A 21,994-nucleotide genomic window follows, 5' to 3' on the forward strand; every position below is an offset into this window, starting at 1 on the left:
CTGGTGCGACAGAAAACCTGGCCTCGCACGACAGGAGACTTCCCTTTGACCGTGACAGACCCCGAGGAAGCCGCTCGGCGGATCGAGGAGGCGCTCGGCGCCTCGTACAAGAACACGCTGGTGGAGCTGATGGGCATCGTCATCACCGAGGCCGATGCCGAGCGGGTGGTGGGCACGATGCCGGTCGAGGGCAACATCCAACCCTTCGGCCTGCTGCACGGCGGCGCCTCGTGCGTGCTGGCGGAGACCCTGGGGTCGACGGGAGCGACCCTCCACGCGGGTCCCGGGCGGGTCGCGATGGGTATCGAGATCAACGCCACCCACCACCGCGCGGCCACGTCAGGGCTGGTCACCGGGGTCGCCACCCGGATCCACGGCGGCCGTACGCTCGCCACCTACGACGTCGAGATCCTCGACGAGCAGGGCCGCAGGGTGTGCACCTCACGCCTCACGTGCATGCTCCGCGACGCCTGAGGCGTCCGAATCGCGCCCGATCACGTCCGCCGATCGCCTGATCACATCTCGTCCTCGATCATATTCCGACCGCCTTTTTGCCTTCCTCGCGCAACCGGTCCGCTACGGTGGGTGACGGTGATGCCCGTGGGGAGGCCGAGTAGAAAACGTACGGGGTCGGGGAAGCTCCGTATGGCGCCAAAGGCCTCCCCCGGGCTCGCCGGGTCCACACGCCCTGGGGTTCGCGGGCCTGCCGTGCGGCCCGCGCCGGGCGGGCGCGGGCCGTACGGGGGCGGGCTTGGCCGCCGACGCGCGTCAGATGTCGGTGTGCGTCGGGTCGAGCACGCGGCGCAGGAAGGTCTTCGTACGCTCGTGCTGGGGCGCGCCGATCACCTGCTCGGGACTGCCGTCCTCCACGATCACGCCGCCGTCCATGAACACGACCCGGTCGGCCACGTCGCGCGCGAACGCCATCTCGTGGGTGACCACGAGCATGGTCATCCCCTCCTCGGCGAGCTTGCGCATGACCGTGAGCACGTCTCCGACGAGCTCGGGGTCGAGCGCCGAGGTGGGCTCGTCGAAGAGCATCAGCGCCGGGCTCATCGCGAGTGCCCTCGCGATGGCCACGCGCTGCTGCTGCCCGCCGGAGAGCTGGGCGGGGAAGGCGTCGCACTTCTCGCCGATGCCGACCTTCTCCAGGTTCTCCCTCGCGATCCGCTCGGCCTCCGCCTTGCCCCGCTTCAGCACCCGGCGCTGCGAGATCATCACGTTCTGCAGGACGGTCATGTGCGGGAACAGGTTGAACTGCTGGAAGACCATGCCGACGCCCCGGCGGGCGGCGTCGATGTCGACGTCGCGGTCGGTCAGCTCCACGCCGTGGACGAAGACCTTGCCCGACGTGGGCTGCTCCAGGAGGTTCACGCAGCGCAGCAGCGTGGACTTGCCGGAGCCGGAGGGGCCGATCACGCAGACCACCTGGCCGGGGTCGACGGCGAAGTCGATGCCCCGCAGGACTTCGTTCTTGCCGAAGTACTTGTGCAGGTCACGGATCTCGACCGCGTGGTTCGCCGGGGCCTCCGGGGTTTCCGGATTCGCTGAGCTCACTGTCACCGTCCCCTCGCCTGTCGCCTCTCCAGCCGGGACGCGAGGTAGCCCAGCGGGATGGTGACCAGTAGATACGTCACGCCTACGACCAGGATGGGCGTGGCGTTGGCATAGGTCGAGGCCGTGTCGTTGCCGAACTTGGTGAGCTCGACGTAGTCGCCGGAGACGCCGAGGAACAACACCAGCGAGGAGTCCTTGAGCAGGGACACGAACTGGTTGGTCGTCGGCGGGATGACGATGCGAACGGCCTGCGGGATGACGATGGAGACCATGGCCCGCGTGTGCGACATGCCCAGCGAGCGCGCCGCCTCCATCTGCCCCTTGGGTACCGCCTGGAGTCCGGCGCGGAGTGTCTCGGCCATGTAGGCCGAGCCGACGATCGTCAGGCCCAGGATGCCCTGGCCGTACGTGCCGCCGGGGATCTCCAGGCCGGTGATGGCGAGCGGCAGGAACAGGATGAGCAGGAAGATCAGCAGCGCGGGCAGGCCGCGGAAGATCTCGATGTAGGCGACCGCGATCCACCGGTAGGGACGCACCGACGACAGCCGCATCAGCGCGAGCACCAGGCCGAGCAGGAAGGCGAAGACGAAACCGCCGACCGAGTAGATGATCGTGTTCTTCAGCGCGACCGTGAACAGGTCGGGAAGCGTCTTCTCGGCGACGTCGAGCTTGGTGAAGTTCTCACCGAGCTTGCCCCACTCGATGCGCAGGGCGAGGAAGACCGCCACGGCCACCAGTACGACGTACTGGACGGCCCTGCTGATCTGCTGCCTCTTGCGGGGACTGAGCCCGCTCCTGCCGGGGGCGCCCCCGGCAGGAGCGGGCTCAGTCGTCTTTGGCTGGTCGGTCATCGATTAGCCGAGCTCGCCGGGCTTCTTACCGAACCACTTGACGAAGATCTGCTCGTAGGTGCCGTCGGCCTTGGCCTCGGTGATCGAGTCGTTGATCGCCTTGAGCACGATCGGGTCGGCGCCCTTCTTCAGGCCGACGCCGTACTGCTCGCCGGTGTCGAGGCTGGCGACCAGCTCGAACTTGTCGGCGATCTCGGGCTTCTTCAGCCAGGTCAGGACGACCGGGAGGTCCTGGACGATCACGTCGACCTGGCCGGACTGCAGGCCGAGCAGTTCCTTGGGAGAGTCGGCGAACTCCTTGGGGTCGAAGCCCTTCCCCTTGACGTAGTCGAGGCCCGTGGTCGAGGCCTGGGCGCCGAGCTTGAGGCTCTTCGCCTTCACGTCGTCGAGGGTCGTGACGCCGGTCCCCTTCTTGGCCAGCAGAGCCTGCGTGGCGTCGAAGTAGGGCACGGAGAAGTCGATGTTGGCCTTGCGCTCATCGGTGATCGTCATACCGGCGGCGGCGACGTCACACTTGTTGGTGGCCATCGCCGCACCGCTCTTGATGACGGCGAAGTCGATGTCGACGATCTCCTGCGTCAGGCCGAGCTTCTTGGCGGCGAGGTCGACGATGTCGACGTCGAAGCCGACGACCTTGTCGCCCTCCTTGAACTGGAAGGGCTCGTACGGAAGGTTGGTGCAGGTGGTCAGCTTGCCGGGAGTGACGAGCTTGGGACCCTCCGCGGCCGCGGGAGCACTTGCCGAGGCACCATCGCTTGGGCTGGCGGTGGTGGACGCGCCACCCCCGCAGGCCGAAAGGCCGAGCGCACCGGCGACGACCATGGCGCCCACCGCCATCGCACGACGGGAAACAAAACTCAGGCCCACGAAGGCCTCCTTACGGTCAATGTCGCTTCTTGTATGGATACCTCAGTGCAGGTCATGCTTCATCACCTGCATAACCATGCAGATCACCACTACGACACAATTCGGACAACAACCGCGGTCAGGGGGCTCTGTTCAATACCCTGCCCCCACGCGGATCGAGACGTCGGCACTTGCCTGATCGTCAACCGTCATCCGGGGAGCCGTTGAACCAGAGGATCTACCTCGACTACCTTGCCGGATGTGCGTGATCCCCTGAAGCCGCTCGCCGGTGCCGCCCTCGCCGCCTTCCTCCTGTCCGGCTGCTCGGGAGCGCCCCAGGCGAGCCCCGCCTCCCCCCGGGCCACGCCCACCCCGACCTACGAGCTCCCGCCGCGCCCGGTGCGGCCGGGTGAGAGTCCCGTCAAAGCCGCGCCGGTCAACGACGGTGACACCCGCTTCCAGGTGATCGGCCTGCAGAAGGGCCTGAGCGGCTTCTTCGGCAGCCACGCCGAGTGGCAGGCGAAGGGGCAGTACGTGGTCGTGCGGATCCTCGTGGAGAACCCCGGCCGCACCAACGCCCGCTTCGACGCCAAGCGGCAGAAGCTCGTCGCCGCCGACGGCGCCACCTACACGGTCGACAAGTTCGCGCAGGCCATCAAGCGGCAGCCCGACGAGCTCCCGCTCGGCGCCCAGGTCAGGATCGAGCTGGACCTCTGGTACGACATCCCCAAGGAGGCGAAGGTCTCCGCGATCCGGCTGTTCGGCGACCCGCCTCTCGGCGTGACCGGCAGCACCGACGGCGTGCAGGTGCCGCTGCCCTGAAGCCGGCCCAGGTCTCCCCCACCACCCCGGCGCCGCGCGGAGCGGTCCCGGGGCCCGTGAGGGGTCTTCGACGTCCGAGGTGCCCTGACGCTCTTCCTGCGGGCTCCTCTTGGGCAGGGGAGCCTCCCGTACCGGGTGCTCCTCGCCGTACTCGCACGGACGGGCCCGCCGCGCGGAGCGCGCGACGGACCCGTCAGGTGCCCTCAGACCCGTGCGGGCCGTGGAATCACGGCCTCAGGGCGACTCTTCCCTGCTCTCCTTCGGAGCGGGGCTCTCCTTCGGAGCGGGAGCCGGAGCCGAGGCCGCCGGAGCGGCCTGTGCCTTTGCCTCCGCCTCCAGGTCGATCTCCGCGCCGCCGCCCAGATAGGCGGCCTGCACGGCGGGGTCGTTGAGCAGCTCGTCCGCGGGCGCGCTCTTGACCACCTTCCCGGTCTCCAGGACGTAGGCGCGGTGGGCCAGCTTCAGCGCCTGCTGTGCGTTCTGCTCCACCAGCAGCACCGTGGTGCCCCGGCGGTTGATCTCCTCGATGATCTCGAAGATCTGCTGCACCAGCAGCGGTGCCAGGCCCATCGACGGCTCGTCGAGCAGCAGCACCTTGGGCTTGGCCATCAGCGCGCGGCCGATGGCGAGCATCTGCTGCTCGCCACCGGACATTGTGCCGCCCATCTGGTTTCTGCGCTCGGCCAGGCGGGGGAACAGCTCGTAGACCTCGGCCAGGTCGGCGCTGAAGTCGCCGGAGCGGGTGTAGGCGCCCATGAGCAGGTTGTCGTGCACCGTCATGCCGGGGAACACTCCCCGGCCTTCGGGCGACTGCCCCAGTCCCGCGATGACCCGCTTGTGGCCGGGCATCTTGCTGATGTCCTGGCCGTCGAAGAGGATGCTCCCCGACGTCAGGCCGCGCAGGCCCGAGATCGTCTTCAGGGTCGTGGTCTTGCCCGCCCCGTTCGCCCCGATGAGCGTGACGATCTCGCCCTCGTTCACCTCGACCGAGATGCCCTTGAGCGCCTCGATCTTGCCGTAGTGGACACGGATGTCCTTGACCTCAAGAAGCATCGGCGGGAGCTCCCAAATACGCCTCGACGACCCGGGGGTCGGTCCGCACCTCGTCCGGCAGACCATCGGCGATCTTCTGGCCGAAGTCCAGCACCGCGATGCGGTCACTGATGCCCATGATGAGGCTCATGTCGTGCTCGATGATCAGGATCGTCCGGCCCGCGTCGCGGATGTCCCGGATCAGCTGCTGCAGCGCCACCTTCTCCGCCGGGTTCATACCGGCGGCGGGCTCGTCGAGCAGCAGCAGCTTCGGGTTGGTCGCGAGCGCGCGGGCGATCTCCAGACGGCGCTGGTCACCGTAGGGCAGGTTCTTGGCGTGCTCGTTGGCGCGGTGCGAGATGCCGACGAAGTCGAGCAGCTCCATCGCGAGCTTGCGCCCGTCCTTCTCGGCCCTGCGGTGCCAGGGAAGCCCCAGCGCCACGCTGACCATGCCCGACTTGTGGTGCGCGTCCGCGCCCACCATCACGTTCTCGATCGCCGTCATGTTGTGGAACAGCCGGATGTTCTGGAACGTGCGGGCGATGCCCCGCTTGGTGATCTTGAACCGCTTGATGCCGCTGATCTTCTCGTCCAGAAAGCGGACCTCGCCCTCGGTCGGCTGGTAGACGCCGGTCACCACGTTGAACACCGTGGTCTTTCCCGCGCCGTTCGGGCCGATGAGAGCGAAGATCTCTCCCTCGTTGACGGTGAGGTTCACCTCGCGCAGTGCCGTGACACCGCCGAACCGCATGACGAGGCCCCTCAACTCCAGCATGGCGCGACCAGCGCGTTCCACCTGGACCGCCTCGAGGTTCTTACCTTCCGGATTCACCTCGGCCGGATCCACTTCGGCGCTCACTTGGAAGCCACCTCCTCGCCGTGCGACTCGGGCCCGGGAACCTCGGCTCCGAGCGTACCCATCCCGCCTGACCCCTCTTTCAGCTCCGCCTTGCGTTGGCGCGATGGCAGCAGACCCTCCGGACGGAAGATCATCAGCGCCACGAGCACCGCACCGAAGATCAGCATGCGGTATTCCTGCAGGCCGCGGAACCGCTCGGGCAGCCACGCCACCACGAAGGCTCCCAGCATGACACCCGGCAGGTTGCCCGCGCCGCCCATGACCACCGCGGCCAGGATCGTCGCCGACAGCAGGAACTGGAAGTCGTTCGGGTTGATCGAGATGGCCTTCGCCGCCCACAGCACGCCCATCAGGCCACCGATGGAGGCACCGATGGCGAAGGCGAGCATCTTGAAGCGGAACGTCGGCACGCCCATGACCTCGGCCGCGTCCTCGTCCTCGCGGATCGCCGCCCAGGCACGCCCGACCCGGCTCTTCTCCCAGCGCTTCACCAGGATGATCACAACGACGGCGAGCGCGACCAGCAGGTAGTAATAGGGCCGCGGGTCCAGCACGCCGTACTTGAATGGATCGACCCCGAACACCTCGGAGAAGTTGAAGCCGAGGAAGTGGAAGTCCTCGACGCTCGGCGGGTGCGGGATGCCGCGGATGCCGTTCGGACCGCCGATCTCGTCGGTGTTGCGGGCGGTGATGCGAATGATCTCACCGAAGCCCAGCGTGACGATCGCCAGATAGTCACCGCGCAACCGCAGCGTCGGAGCGCCCAGGGTGAGGCCCGACAGGGCGCAGATCCCGATGCCGACCAGCATGATGAGCCAGAAGTTCCAGCCCAGTCTGGTGCCGAGCAGCGCCATCGCGTAGCCGCCGACCGCGTAGAACGCGACGAAGCCCAGGTCGAGCAGGCCCGCCTGGCCGACCACCACGTTCAGGCCGATCGCCAGGACCACGTACGTCCCGATCGGGAAGAACAGGATGCTCGCCCAGTCGGTGTAGGGCGACATGAAGGGGGCGAGGCTCTCCGAGGGCAGCAGCAGCGCCGCGACGATCAGGAGCACATAGAGGATCCAACGCTGCCAGCCAGGAGTGGTCTGCCAGCGATCGTGCATGACGTCGCCGAAGCGGCCGAGACCCGAACGGAAGCCTGCCAGGGGATTCTTCTGGTTCATGCGCGCGCCTGCTGGAGTGATTCACCGAGGATGCCGGTGGGGCGGAACATCAGGACCAAGATGAGGATGGTGAAGGAGATCACGTGTTTCCAGTCGGAGCCGAAGAAGATGGCTCCGTAGTTCTCCACCAGCCCGAGCGTGATTCCGCCGACCAGAGCGCCCCGCAGGTTACCGATACCGCCCAGGACCGCCGCGGTGAACGCCTTGATACCGAAGAGGAATCCGACGTAGTAGTGCGTGTTCTCGTATGAGATCAGGTAGAGCGCTCCCGCCACACCGGCCATGCTGCCACCGACGAGGAAGGTCATCCGCACGATCCTGTTGATGTCGACACCCATCAGGACGGCCGCCTCGGGGTTCTGCGCGGTGGCGCGGATACCCCGGCCGACCTTCGTCCGGTTCACCAGGGCGTCCAGCGCGATCATCATGCCGATGGCGGCGACGATGACGAAGACCTGGTCGACCCGGACCGTGTGGCCGAAGATCGAGAAAAGCTCGGTCCGCTCCATGATGCGGGGCAGGGCCATCTGGATCCTGCCCTGCTCGGGACGGTTGAAGACGTTCGGGATCACCAGGAGCGCGAACAGCTCCTGCAGGAAGATCGAGGCGCCGATCGCCGAGATCAGCGCCGCCAGCCGGGAGGCGCCGCGCTTGCGCAGCGGCCGGTAGGCGATGCGCTCCAGCCCCACCGCGACGGTCGCCGAGGCGATCATGCCGGCCAGGATCATCGCGACGACGAGGCCGACCAGCGCGATGCCCGTGAGGGGGGAGTTGATGCCGAACACGAACGGTACGAGCATCGCACCGAAGGTCCCGATCATGAAGACTTCGGAATGCGCAAAGTTGATCAGCCGCAGCACGCCGTACACCATCGTGTAGCCGAGCGCGATCAGGGCATAGATCGATCCGAAGGACAGGCCGTCGATCGTCGCCGGCCAGAACAGATTGATGAAGTCATTGAGCACTAGGGTTTACCACTTCTAGCGGGGGTCGCCTGCACGTCCGGGTAGCACACCGCCTCCAGCGGAATCTCGTGGATTCGGCGGAATCCCGTGGACTCTGCGGAATCTCGTGGATTCAGCGGAATCCCGCGGATTCTCTGGAGGCGCGAGAGGAGCGGGAACGCATTCGCGGCGTTCCCGCTCCCCGCGCGTCGGCTACCTAAATATCCTTCAGCGCTCGACTAGCCCAGCTTGGCCTCGTTGGCCTTGCCCAGCAGGCCGATGGCACCGTCCTTGACCTGGTAGATGTAGATGTCCTTCGCCGAGACCTCACCGTTGGCCTCGAACTTGACCTGCTTCGAGACACCCGCGAAGTCCACCGTGGCGATGAACTCGTTGATCTTGTCAGGAGTGACGCTGCCTGCCTTGATCGCCTCGACGAAGACCGTCGCGGCGTCGTAGCCCTCGGCCGCGTAGATGGCCGGGTCGGCGCTGTAGGCGGCCTTGTAGGCGTCGGCGAAGCCCTTCACCTTCTCGTCGGTGACGTCCGGGGTGGCGATGTAGCAGGGGCAGCCCACCAGGGCGCCCTCGGCGTTGTCGGCACCGGCGCCGTCGATCAGGCCCTTGTCCAGCGAACCGTCACCGGAGAGGAACTTCGCGGTCACGCCCTTGTCACGGAGCTGCTTGAGCAGGTTGCCGCCCGCGGCGTAGTAACCGCCGAAGAAGATCGCTTCCGGCTTGGACGCCGCGACCTTGTTCACCACGGAGGAGAAGTCGCTCTCGGCCGGGTCGAGCGAGTCGGTCTCGGGCTTCACGCCCTTGGCCTCGAGCTCGGCCTTGACGGCGTCGGCGAGCGGCTTGCCGTACTCGGACTTGTCGTCGATCACGAAGACCTTCTTCGCGCCGATGCCGGTCGCGATGAAGGCGCCGATGCCGGGGCCCTGGACGCTGTCGCTCGGCAGCACGCGGTGCCAGAACTTCCAGCCGTTCGTCGACAGCGCGGCGTTGGTGGCGGAGGCCGAGACGCTCGGCAGCTGCGCCTCCTCCAGCACCGGAGCCACCTGGGCGGACTCACCGGAGAACGCGGGGCCGATCATCGCGACGATCTTGTCGGTCTTGATGGCCTGCTGGGCCAGGGCGACCGCCTTCGACGGGTCCGCCTGGCTGTCATATTCAACCAGCTCGATCTTCACAGCCGGGTTGGTCTTGTTGTACTCGTCAATGGCGAGCTTCGCACCGTTCCTGGGGGGAATGACGATGCCGGCGTTGGCGCCGGTCAGGTCTCCCATGAAGCCAATCTTGACGGTACTGGGGGCGGCAGCACTGGAGCCACCCTCAGCCGGCGTGGCCTCCGTACCACCGCTGCCACAGGCAGCGAGACCGAGGGTGAGCGCCACACCGGCGGCAAGCACTCCACCGAGGCGTGCAGTCTTAAGCCGCAAGGTTGCCTTCCTTTCGCCCGGTCCCTCGTCAGGACCGAGTTCACAGATACCCTTCCCTGGCGGGTGGCCAGGGGTTGTGTCGGTTAGTACAACTAGCGGATGTCACGGGTCGATACAGGACGGCCCACCGTTACCGCTTCGTTATTACACCGATCCTTTTCGGCTATCAGACACAAAAGCCGTGGTCACTGGCGACCTCGCGGCTTCCGCAGGGTGTCGTCCCGACCGCCCGGAAGCCCCCCGCCGCCCCTGAGGCGCGTCCTGCGGCCACCCGGTGGACCACTGCCCCAAAAAGGGTCAAAACGCCCGATCAGGCCTCAGGGGCCCGCGCCTCGGGCTCCGTCCCGTCGGTCACCACGATCTGCGCCACCTGTCGCATGCTCAGCCTGCGATCCATCGACGCCTTCTGGATCCACCGGAACGCCTGCGGCTCACTCCACCTGTGGCGCTCCATCAGCAGCCCCTTGGCCCGCTCCACCAGCTTGCGCGTCTCCAGCCGCTCCGAGAGCGTCCCGACCTCCCGCTCCAGCGCGGTGATCTCCTGATGCCTGCTCACCGCCATCTCGATCGCCGGAACCAGGTCCGACTTGGTGAACGGCTTCACCAGGTACGCCATCGCCCCGGCGTCCCTGGCCCGCTCGACCAGGTCACGCTGGGAGAAGGCCGTGAGGATGAGACACGGCGCGATCCGCTGCGACACGATCTGCTCGGCCGCCGAGATCCCGTCCAGGATGGGCATCTTCACATCCAGGATCACCAGATCGGGCCGCTGCTCCATCGCCAGCTTGACCGCGGACTCCCCGTCTCCGGCCTCCGCGACGACCGCATACCCCTCCTCCTCCAGCATCTCCTTGAGGTCGAGGCGGATCAACGCCTCGTCTTCCGCGATCACCACTCGCCGCTGCGTACTCACGAGCAAGAGAGTACCGACGTCCGCTAGATTGAGACCACGCCGGTGCCCGAGAGTGATCTACTTCTAGGTAAGCTCTTCACTGGTACGCGAGATCCAGACAAAACGGAAAAATGCCCCGATAGACCAATCGGCAGAGTCGATGGACTCAAAATCCATTCAGTGTGGGTTCGAATCCCACTCGGGGCACCATGTGATGTCTCAGGACATCGGAAACCCCTGAACCTACGGGTTCAGGGGTTTCCGCCTGTTCTGGGGCTGGTAGTCGCGGATGGGGTCGATGGTCAGCTCGCGGAGGAGTTCTCCGGTGGGCGTCGAGTCGCTCGAAAACCGCCGATGGCGCCTGGGGCGGCGACCCCGCCCACCTCCCGCGAAAACCCCTGAGCCTCCTCTGGGCGAGCCGGTGCTCCCGCCCCCGCGAAAACCGTTGGCCCCACCTCATGGACCGGCGACCCGAGGCCCGAGGCGTCCTCACCGGACCGGCAGGAGACGGCGTACCGGTGACTTCCGCTCCCCACCCACGAATGGGAGCTCCACGAGCGGAGTAGGTTGCTCGCAAGTCGCGTGAGACGGCGTAACGGGAGGTGGCGACGTGGAAGCTGCGGGGAACGGCCGGGCGGAGCGGGGTGAACTCGGTGCCGGGCTCGGTGCCGGGGGGGTGCGCCTTCCGGAGCGGGTGAGGCTCAGCGGGCACGGGGTGGTGCTGCGGGAGTGGGAGGACGGCGACCTGGCAGCGATGGTGAAGCTGTTCGACGAACCGCAGGTGGCGTACTGGACGCCGCTCGCCTCTCCGTTCGACCTCGAGGCGGCACGCGCCTATCTGGAACGGGCCAGGCGGCGGCGGGCCTCCGGGGAGCGGATGCAGCTGGCGATCACCGTGGACGGGGGCGAGCCGGCGGGCGAGGTGCTGCTGATGATGAGCGGGCTCGGCCTCGACGTCGCGGAGATCGGTTACAGCCTGGGGGCCGCCTACCGGGGGCGAGGGCTCGCCTCGGAGGCGGTACGGGTGATGACGGAGTTCGCCAGGAAGACGGTGCGTGTCTCACGGCTGCTGCTGGAGATCGAGGACGCCAACGCGGCGAGCGTGGCGGTGGCCCGTGCGGCTGGGTACCGCCTCACCGACGCGCCGCCGGTCCCCACGGAGGAAAAGGGACGATCGATCATGTTGCGGACATGGGAGTACGAGGAGACCGAGACTCGCAGATGAGTCGTGTGTGTTGTTGATCTCGACTCGGTCAGACAGATATGTATGAATGTCATTAATCATGAGGAAAGGTAAGCGGTCTGAAGAGATCCGACGCGCTCCCCGGCCGCGGAGCCCGTCTCAGCCCCACCCCCCGAAAGTGAGCCACGTTGACGCCCTCGCCTGGCCAATCCCTGAGCAGCACCCAGCTTTCCGACGCCAAGCGAGCACTACTGGAGAAACGGCTGCGCCGTCGCGCACCGGATCCGGTGTTCACGATCCCCCGCCGCCCCCCGGGGCGAGGGGCGCCGCTGTCCTTCGGGCAGGAGCGGCTGTGGTTCATGGACCAGTTCGCCCCCGGCACCGCCGCGTACACGATCCCGATGACGTTGCGGTTGACGGGGCCGCTGGACGTCGCGGCGCTGGAGCGGGCGATCGCGGCGGTGGTCGCCAGGCACGAGAGCCTGCGGACGCGTTTTCCCCCCGACGAGGACGGGCGCCCGACCGCGGTGGTGGAGGAGCGGGTCGAGGTCCCGCTGGAGAGGGCCGAGGCCGACGGCGAACGGTCCGCGATACGGCTGGTGAGCGACGCGGCCGCGCTGCCGTTCGACCTGGCGCGGGGGCCGCTGCTGCGGACGCTGCTGGTACGGGTGGGCGGCGGGAACGCCGACCCCCCGGACGCGGCGAAAGCCGGGGAGACGAGAGAAGGCGGGACCGCGGAGGACACCGCGGGCGCCGAGAATCACGTGCTGCTGGTGGCGCTGCACCACATCTGCGGTGACGGCTGGTCCACCGACATCCTCGCCGAGGAGCTGGGGGCCAGCTACGCGGGGACGGAGCTTCCCGAGCCGCCGTTGCAGTACGGCGACTACGCGCTGTGGCAGCGGGAACGGCCGGTCTCCGAGGCCGCCCTGGCCTACTGGCGCTCGCGGCTCGCCGGGGTGGTGCCGCTGGAGCTTCCCCTGGACGGGCGGCGGCGTGGCGAGCAGACGTTCGCGGGGGCCTCGCACGGTTTCACGCTGCGACCGGAACTGATGGAGGGGCTGACGCGGCTGGCACGGGAGTCCGGCGCGACCCTGTACATGGTTCTGCTCGCGGCCTACCAGGTGCTGCTCGGCCGGTACGCGCGCCAGGACGACTTCGCGATCGGTTCCCCGGTGGGCGGGCGCCCCCGGCGGGAGCTGGAGAGCGTGATCGGCATGTTCGTGAACGTGCTCGCGATGCGCGCGGACCTGTCGGGCGACCCGGGGTTCCTGGAGTTGCTCGAGAGGGTCAGGCGGACCACGACGGAGGCGTACGAGCACCAGGAGCTGCCGTTCGAGCAGTTGGTCGGGGAGCTGGGCATCGAGCGGGACGTGAGCAGGTCGCCGGTGTTCCAGGCGGTGTTCGCGCTGCAGAGTTACGGGCGCAGGGAGGGGACGCGCTGGCCGGGGTTGTCGGTGGAGCCGTTCGACTTCGAGGCGAGAGCGACGCGTTTCGACCTGGAGCTGTTCCTGAGCGAGCAGCCGGACGGGATGGGCGGGCTCTTCGTCTACAACCGCGACCTGTTCGACGCGGCCACGATCGAGGGGATGGCCGCGCAGCTGGAGGCACTGCTGGGAGCGGTGGTGGCCACTCCGGCGGCGCGGATCTCGGAGCTGAACGTCCTTCCCGCCGAGGAGCGGGACCGGGTGCTGGCGTGCGCGGCGGGTCCCGGGGAGCCGTACCCGGACGGGGCGACGCTGGGCGGGATGTTCGAGGCGCAGGTGGCCAGGACGCCGGGGACGGTGGCGCTGGAGTTCGAGGACGAACGCCTGACGTACGCGCAGCTGGAGGGGCGGGCCAACCGGCTCGCGCACCGGCTGCGCGGGCTGGGGGTGGGGCCCGGCTCGCTGGTGGCGGTGTGCGCGGAGCGGTCGGTCGAGCTGGTGGTGGCGCTGCTGGGGGTGGTGAAGGCCGGGGGGGCGTACGTGCCGCTGGATCCGGAGTATCCGCCGGAGCGGCTGGCGTTCATGCTGGCCGACGCGGCGGTGCCGGTGCTGCTCGCGCAACGGGCGGTGCTCGACGTGCTCCCCGAGGATCCGGGAGGCGCGCTTCCCGTCGGCTCGGTGGACACCCTCGCGGATGCGGAGGCCGCGAGGATGCCCCGGGACGGCGGGATGACGACGGTCGTCCTGGACGATCCGCTGGACGAGCCGGACACGCCCGTGGAGCCGTCGGCGACGTCGGCCGACGCGGCGTACATGATCTACACCTCGGGGTCGACGGGACGACCCAAGGGGGTGCCCAACACGCACGGGGGCATCCGCAACCGGCTGGGCTGGATGCAGAGCGTCTACGGGCTGACCGGCGACGACGCGGTGGTGCAGAAGACCCCGGCGGGTTTCGACGTGTCGGTGTGGGAGTTCTTCTGGCCGCTGGTGACGGGCGCGCGGCTGGTGCTGGCCCGTCCCGGCGGGCACAGGGACGCGGCGTACCTGCGGGACCTGATCGTGGACCGTGGGGTGACGACGGCGCATTTCGTCCCCTCGATGCTGGCGGCGTTCCTGGAGGAGGAGGGAGTCGAGGCGTGCGGGTCGCTACGCAGGGTGGTGTGCAGCGGCGAGGAGCTGACGGCGCACGTGGCCGAACGCTTCTTCGCGCGGCTGCCGGGGACGGGGCTGTACAACCTGTACGGGCCGACGGAGGCGGCGATCGACGTGAGCCTGTGGCGGTGCCGCCCGGGTGACGCGACGGTGCCGATCGGGCACCCGGTGCAGAACACCTCGCTGTACGTGCTGGACCGCCACCTGCGGCCGGTGCCCTTCGGGGTTCCCGGTGAGCTGCACATCGGCGGGACGCAGGTGGCGATGGGCTATCACGCCCGGCCCGGCCTGACGGCTGAGCGGTTCGTGCCCGACCCGTTCGGGACGGCGGGGGCACGCCTGTACCGGACGGGTGACCTCGTGCGGCTCCGCCGCGACGGCGCGATCGAGTTCCTGGGGCGGATCGACCACCAGGTGAAGATCCGCGGGCAGCGGATCGAGCTGGGCGAGATCGAGACGGTGCTGCGCGGGCTCGCCGGGGTACGCGAGGCGGTGGTGACGGTGCGGGAGGACGGCGCGCCGGGCGACAGGCGGCTGGTCGCGTACGTGGTGCCCGCCGTCGTGACGGCGGGCACGGCCGGGGACGGTCCGGCGGGGACGGGGCCGAACGGGGCGGCGGCAGACGGGACGGCGACGAGCGGAACAGCGCCGAACGGGACAGCGACGAGCGGGACGGCGCGGGGCGGGACGGCCCCGGATGGGACCGGGCTGGACGGGGCGGAGCTGCGGCGGGCGTTGAAGGTGACGCTGCCCGAGCACATGGTGCCTTCGGCGTTCGTGGTGCTGGACGCGCTGCCGCTGAGCCCGAACGGCAAGCTGGATCGCGGAGCGCTGCCCGCGCCGGAGCGCCGGGGTGCCGAGGCGGCGGGACCGGGTGCCGAGCCGCGGACGCCGGTGGAGCGGGCGATCGCCGACATCTGGCGTGAACTGCTCGAAGTGGAGTCGGTCGGCGCCGACGGTGACTTCTTCGAACTGGGCGGTCACTCGCTCGTCGCGATCCAGGCGGTGGCGCGGATGCGCAAGGCGCTGCCGGTGGTCGGTGGGCGCGCGGTCGGGGTGATGGACCTGTTCAAGCATCCGACGGTGCGCGAGCTGGCGGCCCTGGTGGAGCGGCCCGCGGGCCCCGCGGGGCCGCGCAGCCTGCTGTACGAGCTGACCAGGCCGGGACCCGCGCTGATGACGTACGTGTGCATACCGTACGGCGGAGGCAGTCCGCTGATCTTCCAGCCGCTCGCCGACGCGCTTCCCGACGGGTGCTCGCTGCACGCGCTCGCCTTCCCCGGTCACGACCCCGGGTTGCCCGACGAGGAGACCCGGCCGATCGACGAGGTCGCGGACCTGTGCGTGACCGAGATCCTGGAGAACATCGAGGGTCCCCTCGCCCTGTACGGGCACTGCGGCATCGGCGGCGCGCTCGTGGTGGAGGTGGCGCGGCGGCTGGAGGAGCGGGGCCGCGCGCTGGAGGCGGTGTACATCGGGGCGATCTTCCCGTTCGCCAGGCCCAGGGGCAGGATCGCGGGGCCGCTGGCGCGGTTGACGCGCTACGACCGGTTGCGCGGCGACCGGGTGTACGAGAACCGGATGAGGTCGATGGGCACCGACATCTCGGGGCTCGACGACGAGCAGATCCGCTTCATGGTGCGCAACCAGCGGCGTGACACCCTCATCGCGGAGGAGATCTTCACGCGGGTGCTGGCCGAGCGGGTGGAGCGGCTGCGGGCACCGGTGATCTCGGTGGTGGGCGAGCAGGACCCGACGACCGACTACTACCAGGAGCGTTATCGGGAGTGGCACTTCCTGAGTGACACCACGGCGCTCGTGATCCTGGACGAGGCAGGCCACTATTTCCTGAAATATCGTGCTGCGGAGCTGTCGGAGATCCTCACCAACACCCACATCGCGATGGGGTACGGCGCGGCCGGCACGCTCGACCGGCCCTCGCGGGGTCCCGGGGCCGGCTGGTGGGTCGAGGAGGTCTCCGTCCTCTCCCCCGCCCCGGAGGAGGAGGCCACCGCGCCCGAGAAAGCGTCCGCTGCGGAGGAGGAGACCACCGCTCCCAAGGAGGCATCCGCTCCCGAGCGACCCGCCGCACGGGAGAGAGCGGCCGCGCGGAAGAGACCGGCCGCTCGAGAGAAACCGGCCGCGCGGGAGAGAACGGACGGGACCACGGCGCGGGCCGGAACGCGGATGAAGGCGCCGCCGCCGAGTCTGCGGCGGTTCATGGTGGTCGCGGGGTTCCAGCTGGTGTCGATGGTGGGCACCGCGGTCACCGACTTCGCGATCCCGGTGTGGATCTACCTGACCACCGGGTCACTGGTGGACTTCGCCCTGTTCGTGGCGTTGTCGATCATGCCGGGGGTGGTGATCGCGCCGCTCGCGGGGGCGATCGTGGACCGGTCGAGCCGTCGCTCGATGATGATCCTCGGCAACTGCATGGCCGGGGGCACCCAGCTCGTCCTGGGCGCCCTGTTCTGGACGGGCACGCTGGAGATCTGGCACATCTACCCGCTCACCGCGTGCCTCTCGATCGCGCTGATCTTCCAGCGGCTCGGCTTCACCACCGCGCTCCCCCAGCTCGTCCCCAAGGAGTACATGGGGCACGCGGCCGGGGTGGTGCAGATGGTGATCGGCACCGCGCAGTTCGCGGCGCCGCTGCTGGCCGTCGCGCTGCTCTCCAGCATCGGCCTGGGCGGCATCCTCGTCGTCGACGTGGCGAGCTTCTTCCTCGTGCTGGGCGCCCTGCTGCTGATCCGCTTCCCCGACACGATGGCGCACTCGCCCAGGGAACCGCTCTCGAAGGAGATCGCGCAGGGGTTGCGGATGTCGATCGGCAACCGCCACCTGCGGGCGGCGATGATCTACTTCGCCTCGCTCAACGTGATGCTCGCGGCGCTGCTGCTCTCGATAACCCCGCTGGTGCTGTCGTTCTCGACGCTGACCGTCGCCGGGCAGATCTCCTTCGTCGGCGGCCTGGGCGGGGCGCTGGGCGGCATGGTGATCGCGCTGTGGGGCGGGCCGAAGCGTCGGCGGATGCGCGGGGTGATGCTGGCGACGCTGGGGCTCTCGGTCTTCGCGGTGATCACCGGGTTGCGGCCCTCGGCGTGGGTGGTGGGCATCGGGGCGTTCGGCCTGTGGGGCTGTCTGTCCATCGTGAACGGCACCTTCCTGACGATCATCCACACGAAGGTGCCCCAGCGTTTCCACGGCCGCGTGCAGTCGCTCAACCAGATGGTGTCGTGGTCGACGCTGCCGATCGGCATGGCGGTGGTCGCACCGCTGGGCGAGCGGCTGCTCAACCCGCTGCTGGTGCCCGGCGGCGCGCTCGCTCCGACGGTCGGCTCGGTGATCGGCGTCGGGCCCGGCCGTGGCGTGGCGCTCATGTACATCGTGCTGGGTCTGGGCATCGCGGTGCACGTGCTGATCTCGATGCGTACGCGGGTGCTGTCGACGTTCGACGACGAGATGCCGGACGCCCCGGCGGACGACCTGGTCGGCGCCCAGATCCTGCGGGAGCGGGCGGGCAACCGGGTGAGCGTGGCCTGGACCGCCCCCGCGTTCGCCAAGGCGATCACGATGCCGCTGTCGCCGGAACGCGCACAGGTGCTGCTGCGCACCCCGTACCCGGACGCGGAGGTGAGGGAGGTCGTGCTGCGGACCGGCGGGGAGATCAGCGCGGTGTACGAGGTCAGGTGCGCCGACCGCGACCTCATCGTGAAGATCTACCCGAATGTGCTGACGGCCCGGCTGCACAAGGAGGTGCACGTCTACGAGCTGCTGCGCGGCAGCGGCGCCTCCTGTCCCGAGATGGTCCACTGGGACGTCTCGCGACGCGACCTGCCGCACGCGTACGCGGTGATGACGAAAGTGCCGGGCCGCCCGCTGTCGGAGGTCTCCGGCGGGCTCTCCGCCGAGGAGGTCGCGGGCCTGTACCGGGAGATGGGCCGGACGCTGCGGGCGGTGCACGGGGTGCGGGTGCAGAGGTTCGGGCCGATCGACGGGCCGCAGGAGAGCTCCAACGAGGCGTACGTGGGCGGGCAGCTGGACCTGAGGCTCGCGCAGTTCGTCGAGTTCGGCGGGGATCCCGAGCTGCACGCGGAGCTGAGCGCCCACGTCCGGCGCGACCGCCACCTGCTGGCGCGCTGCGACGCGCCCGTGCTGTGCCACAACGACTTCCACGAGCGCAACGTCATGGTCGCCGAGACCGAAGGCCCCGGTAGCCCGCTACGGATGACGGGGGTCATCGACATGGAGAACGCGCTGGGCGGCGATCCGCTGATGGACCTGGCGCGGACCGACTACTTCGCGGTCAGGGGTGACGCGGAGCGGCGGCGGTACCTGCTTGAGGGGTACGGCGACCTACCCGACGACTGGCCGGAGCGCCTCGCGTTCTACCGGCTCTGCCACGCCCTGGAACAGTGGCACTGGCTGGCCACCCTGGGCGAGACCGCCGCCCTGCCCGTGATCGCGGAACAGCTTCGTGAGTGTCTCAAGGAGAAGGTGTGACAGACGTCTTTCCCGCCTCGTTCGCCCAGGAGCGGATCTGGTTCCTGCACGAGCTCCTGCCGGACCTGGCCGTGTACAACATCCCCGTCCGCCTGGAGGCGACCGACCTGCGGCCGGTGGACCCCGATCTCCTGGAGCGGGCTCTGACGGTGCTCGCGAACAGGCACGAGTCGATGCGGACGTCGTTCGAGCTGCGCGACGAGCAGGTCGTGCAGACGATCGCGGACCGGGTGCCGGTCTCGGTGGCCAGGACCGACCTTTCCGGATTGCCCCCACGGGAGGCGGCCGAGGAGTTCGAGCGGGTCGCGGCGGCGGAGGCGCGCGCGCCGTTCCGGCTGGACGAGGCCCCGCTCTGGCGGGTGCGGCTGGTGACGATGGGCGGCGAGGAGTGTCGGCTGCTGCTCGTCCTGCACCACACGATCTTCGACGCCTGGTCGTCGACCATCCTGTGGCGGGAGCTGGTGGAGGTCTACCAGGCGCTGCGCGAGGACCGCGACCCCAAGCTGCCCGAGCTGGCGATCCAGTACGCCGACTACGCGGTCTGGCAGCGCGACCGGCTGGGCGGCGGCGAGCTGGACGACGACCTGGCCTACTGGCGGGAGCGGCTGCGCGGCAGCGTACCGCTGGAGTTGCCGTCCGACCGGCCGCGCCCCGCGGAGATGAGATACACCGGCTCGGTGCTGGACTTCGCGGTGCCGGAGGAGCTCACCGAGCGGGTGGGCGCGCTGGCGAGAGGGCGGAACACCACGCCGTTCACGGTGCTGCTCACCGCGTTCTCGGTGCTGCTGGCGCGCTGGAGCGGGCGCGGTGACGTCGTGGTGGGCTCCCCCGTCGCCGGGCGGGAGCTGCCTGAGCTGGACGCGCTGATCGGCATGTTCGTCAACACGCTGCCGCTCCGTACCGACCTGGGCGGCGACCCCGCGTTCGACGAGGCGCTGGACCGGGTCCGCACGACCGTGCTCGAGGCGTTCGACCACCAGAACGTGCCGTTCGCGAAGCTCGTGGAGGCGGTGAGCCCGCCCCGCGACCCCGGCAGGACGCCGCTGTTCCAGGTGGGGTTCAACCAGATCGCGGTGGACGGGCGCGGCCGGTACGGCAACGGCACCTCCAAGGCCGATCTCACCATGGAGCTCCACAATCCGGACGGCAGGCTGGAGGGCTGGGTCGAGTACAGCACGGACCTGTTCGACGAGGACACGATCCGCCGCCTGGTGTCGGCGTACCTGACGTTGCTCGGCGCGGCCGTCGAGGACCCGGGGCTGCCGATCTCCCGGCTGCCGCTGCTGGACGGGGCGGAGCGCGCCCGGCTGCTGTCCTCCTGGCACGGCCCCGAGGCCTCCTACCCGCAGCGCTGCCTGCACGAGCTGATCACCGAGCGGGCGCGGCTGACGCCGGACGCCCCCGCGGTCGTCTCCTCGGAGGGGACGCTCACCTACGGGCGGCTTGAGGAGCGGGCGAACGCGCTGGCCCGGCGGCTGCGCGAGCGCGGGGTGGGGGCGGAGAGCCCGGTCGCGGTGTGCCTGCCGAGGAGCGCCGAGCTGATCGTGGCGCTGCTCGCGGTGCTGAAGACCGGCGGCTGCTACGTGCCGCTGGACCCGGAGTATCCGAAGGAGCGGCTGGGGCTCATGCTGGCCGACTCGGGGACCCGTCTGCTGCTGACCCGCGCGACGCTGGTGGAGCGGCTGCCGTCCAACCATCCCCCGGCGATCCTGCTCGACGCGATGCCCTCAGGCGGAACGTCCGAGTTCGTCCCCGACCCCGTCTCCCCGGACTCGCCCGCCTACGTGATCTACACCTCGGGGTCGACGGGGGTGCCCAAGGGGGTGGTGGTGCCGCATCGCGGGGTGGTGAACCTGGTCACCGCCCTGGGGTTCACCGAGCGGGAGCGGATGCTGCTGCTCACCTCGCTGTCGTTCGACATCGCGGCGCTGGAGATCTTCGGTCCGCTCACGGCGGGCGGTGCGGTGGTCCTCGCTCCCCCGTACGGCACGGGCCGGCTGGGCGAGCTGGTGACGGAGGCGGGGGTGACGACGGTGCAGGCGCCGCCGTCGGTGCTGGAGGAGATCCTGGAACGGCTGCCCACGGGGCTGCCTCGCGTGTTCAGCGGCGGGGAGCCGCTCCCGGTGTCGCTCGCCGGGCGGATCCACCGGGTCGCCGACGAGCTGTGGAACCTCTACGGGCCGACGGAGACGACGATCTGGTCGTTCGCGCACCGGGTGCCCAAGGGCGCGGAGTCGATGTCGATCGGCATGCCGGTCGCGGGCACCACCGCGTACGTGCTGGACGAGGCGATGGAGCCGGTGCCCTCCGGTGTCGTGGGGGAGCTGTTCCTGGGCGGCGACGGGGTCGCCCGCGGCTACCGGGGGCGGCCGGGGCTGACCGCCGAGCGGTTCGTCCCCGACCCGTTCGGCCGGGGCGGGCGTCTCTACCGGACGGGTGACCTCGTACGGCGGCTGCCCGACGGCACCCTGGAGTTCCTTGGACGCGCGGACGACCAGGTGAAGGTGCGGGGGGTGCGGATCGAGCTGGGCGAGGTGGAGGCGGCGCTGACGGCCTACCCGGGGGTGCGCCGGGCGGTCGCCGCGGTCAGGGACGACGCCCCCGGCGGCCGGGCGCTGGTCGCGTACCTGGACATGGGCGCGGACGCCGAGACGAGCGCGGGCACGCCCGCGGACGCCGGGGGGAGTGCGGAGGCGACGGCCGGGGAGCTCAGGGCGTTCCTGGCGACGCGGCTGCCCGCCACGATGGTGCCGAGCCTCTTCGTGCCGGTACGGGATTTCCCGAAGCTGCCCAACGGCAAGCTCGACCGCGCCTCGCTGCCCTCCCCCGTCTCCGAGGAGGTCCCGGCGGCACCCACGAGACCGGTCACGGCGAGCGAGGAGCTGGTGCACGAGATCTGGTGCGAGGTGCTGGGCAGGAGCGGCATCGGGATCGACGACGACTTCTTCGACGTCGGCGGGCACTCGCTGCTCGGTACCAAGGTCGTCGCCAGGATCTGCTCGACGGTGGGCGTCGACCTGCCGCTCAACGCCCTGTTCACCACGCGCTCGGTCCGCGGGCTCGCGCTGGTGGTCGAGGAGTGCCTGGCCACCGAGATCGACCGGCTCACGGACGAGGAGGCCGAGCGGATCGCCGAGGGGTACGACCAAAATGACGGTGCGGTGAACTAGGACCGAAATAGGTATTTAGGACACTTGCTCTTGGTAGCCTCCGGCCACGGCCGGTGTCCACGGAGTGAGACGCTTCACGACGCACGGAAGCGGTAAGTCACCTTCCGTTCACCGGATCGCCACGAACTGCGGCGATCCCGGAGCGTCA

The 21,994-nt window shown here is 69.4% G+C and carries 14 protein-coding genes and 1 tRNA gene; 6 read left to right on the top strand and 9 right to left on the bottom strand.

The window, feature by feature from the left end:
- Positions 1-129 precede the first annotated feature (129 nt).
- Positions 130-474, top strand: a complete 345-nt coding sequence (locus tag ABZ664_RS11450; RefSeq protein ID WP_362507266.1) for a hotdog fold thioesterase — start codon at positions 130-132, stop codon at positions 472-474.
- Between the two features lie 294 nt (positions 475-768).
- Here the strand turns inward: ABZ664_RS11450 and ABZ664_RS11455 are convergent, their stop codons facing one another.
- Genes ABZ664_RS11455 through ABZ664_RS11465 form a run of 3 tightly spaced genes read right to left on the bottom strand, consistent with a single transcriptional unit; the run spans position 769 to position 3,275 of the window.
- Positions 769-1,557, bottom strand: a complete 789-nt coding sequence (locus ABZ664_RS11455; RefSeq protein ID WP_362506701.1) for an amino acid ABC transporter ATP-binding protein — start codon at positions 1,555-1,557, stop codon at positions 769-771.
- Positions 1,558-1,559: 2 nt separating this feature from the next.
- Positions 1,560-2,408, bottom strand: coding sequence for an amino acid ABC transporter permease (locus tag ABZ664_RS11460; RefSeq protein ID WP_362506704.1), 849 nt, complete (start codon positions 2,406-2,408; stop codon positions 1,560-1,562).
- Between the two features lie 3 nt (positions 2,409-2,411).
- Positions 2,412-3,275, bottom strand: coding sequence for an ABC transporter substrate-binding protein (locus ABZ664_RS11465; protein ID WP_362506707.1), 864 nt, complete (start codon positions 3,273-3,275; stop codon positions 2,412-2,414).
- A gap of 240 nt (positions 3,276-3,515) precedes the next feature.
- On the opposite strand from ABZ664_RS11465, the gene ABZ664_RS11470 reads away from it, so the two are divergent.
- Positions 3,516-4,076 carry a DUF4352 domain-containing protein gene (locus tag ABZ664_RS11470; RefSeq protein ID WP_362506710.1) on the top strand — a complete coding sequence of 187 codons (561 nt, stop codon included), beginning with the start codon at positions 3,516-3,518 and terminating at the stop codon, positions 4,074-4,076.
- A gap of 234 nt (positions 4,077-4,310) precedes the next feature.
- Here ABZ664_RS11470 and ABZ664_RS11475 read toward each other — a convergent pair whose 3' ends face one another.
- The 6 genes from ABZ664_RS11475 to ABZ664_RS11500 form a co-directional block, all read right to left on the bottom strand.
- A complete protein-coding gene (locus ABZ664_RS11475) occupies positions 4,311-5,129 on the bottom strand; it encodes an ABC transporter ATP-binding protein (protein WP_362506713.1) in 819 nt (272 codons plus the stop codon).
- Positions 5,119-5,883, bottom strand: coding sequence for an ABC transporter ATP-binding protein (locus ABZ664_RS11480; RefSeq protein ID WP_362507269.1), 765 nt, complete (start codon positions 5,881-5,883; stop codon positions 5,119-5,121). Before ABZ664_RS11480 ends, ABZ664_RS11475 begins: the two co-directional genes overlap by 11 nt.
- A gap of 80 nt (positions 5,884-5,963) precedes the next feature.
- Entirely contained in the window at positions 5,964-7,133 is a 1,170-nt protein-coding gene (locus tag ABZ664_RS11485) for a branched-chain amino acid ABC transporter permease (protein WP_362506716.1), read from the bottom strand.
- The gene (locus tag ABZ664_RS11490) at positions 7,130-8,098 is read right to left on the bottom strand and encodes a branched-chain amino acid ABC transporter permease (protein WP_362506719.1); all 969 of its coding nucleotides are present in this window, start codon (positions 8,096-8,098) and stop codon (positions 7,130-7,132) included. The genes ABZ664_RS11485 and ABZ664_RS11490 overlap by 4 nt, the downstream gene beginning before the upstream one ends.
- Before the next feature lie 218 nt (positions 8,099-8,316).
- Entirely contained in the window at positions 8,317-9,486 is a 1,170-nt protein-coding gene (locus ABZ664_RS11495) for a branched-chain amino acid ABC transporter substrate-binding protein (RefSeq protein ID WP_362507272.1), read from the bottom strand.
- 340 nt (positions 9,487-9,826) lie between these two features.
- Positions 9,827-10,429, bottom strand: a complete 603-nt coding sequence (locus tag ABZ664_RS11500; protein ID WP_362506722.1) for a response regulator — start codon at positions 10,427-10,429, stop codon at positions 9,827-9,829.
- Positions 10,430-10,541: 112 nt separating this feature from the next.
- Between ABZ664_RS11500 and ABZ664_RS11505 the strand changes: the two genes are divergently transcribed.
- The 4 genes from ABZ664_RS11505 (at position 10,542) to ABZ664_RS11520 (ending at position 21,846) form a co-directional block, all read left to right on the top strand.
- Positions 10,542-10,618 (top strand) — tRNA-Leu (locus ABZ664_RS11505).
- 400 nt (positions 10,619-11,018) lie between these two features.
- Complete coding sequence (locus tag ABZ664_RS11510; protein ID WP_362506725.1) at positions 11,019-11,633, top strand: GNAT family N-acetyltransferase; 615 nt, start codon at positions 11,019-11,021, stop codon at positions 11,631-11,633.
- Between the two features lie 146 nt (positions 11,634-11,779).
- Entirely contained in the window at positions 11,780-18,676 is a 6,897-nt protein-coding gene (locus ABZ664_RS11515) for an amino acid adenylation domain-containing protein (protein WP_362506728.1), read from the top strand.
- Positions 18,673-21,846, top strand: a complete 3,174-nt coding sequence (locus tag ABZ664_RS11520; protein WP_362506731.1) for an amino acid adenylation domain-containing protein — start codon at positions 18,673-18,675, stop codon at positions 21,844-21,846. Before ABZ664_RS11515 ends, ABZ664_RS11520 begins: the two co-directional genes overlap by 4 nt.
- The last annotated feature ends 148 nt before the right edge of the window (positions 21,847-21,994 follow it).

The organism is Streptosporangium sp. NPDC006930 (assembly GCF_040635605.1).
Taxonomy (GTDB): Bacteria; Actinomycetota; Actinomycetes; order Streptosporangiales; family Streptosporangiaceae; genus Streptosporangium.

What these genes read in the sequence shown, in the direction of transcription:
- ABZ664_RS11460 (WP_362506704.1), bottom strand. Translation starts at nt 2,408, where the DNA reads ATGACCGACCAGCCAAAGACGACTGAGCCCGCTCCTGCCGGGGGCGCC.
- ABZ664_RS11450 (WP_362507266.1), top strand. Translation starts at nt 130, where the DNA reads ATGGGCATCGTCATCACCGAGGCCGATGCCGAGCGGGTGGTGGGCACG.
- ABZ664_RS11485 (WP_362506716.1), bottom strand. Translation starts at nt 7,133, where the DNA reads ATGAACCAGAAGAATCCCCTGGCAGGCTTCCGTTCGGGTCTCGGCCGC.
- ABZ664_RS11475 (WP_362506713.1), bottom strand. Translation starts at nt 5,129, where the DNA reads ATGCTTCTTGAGGTCAAGGACATCCGTGTCCACTACGGCAAGATCGAG.
- ABZ664_RS11480 (WP_362507269.1), bottom strand. Translation starts at nt 5,883, where the DNA reads ATGCTGGAGTTGAGGGGCCTCGTCATGCGGTTCGGCGGTGTCACGGCA.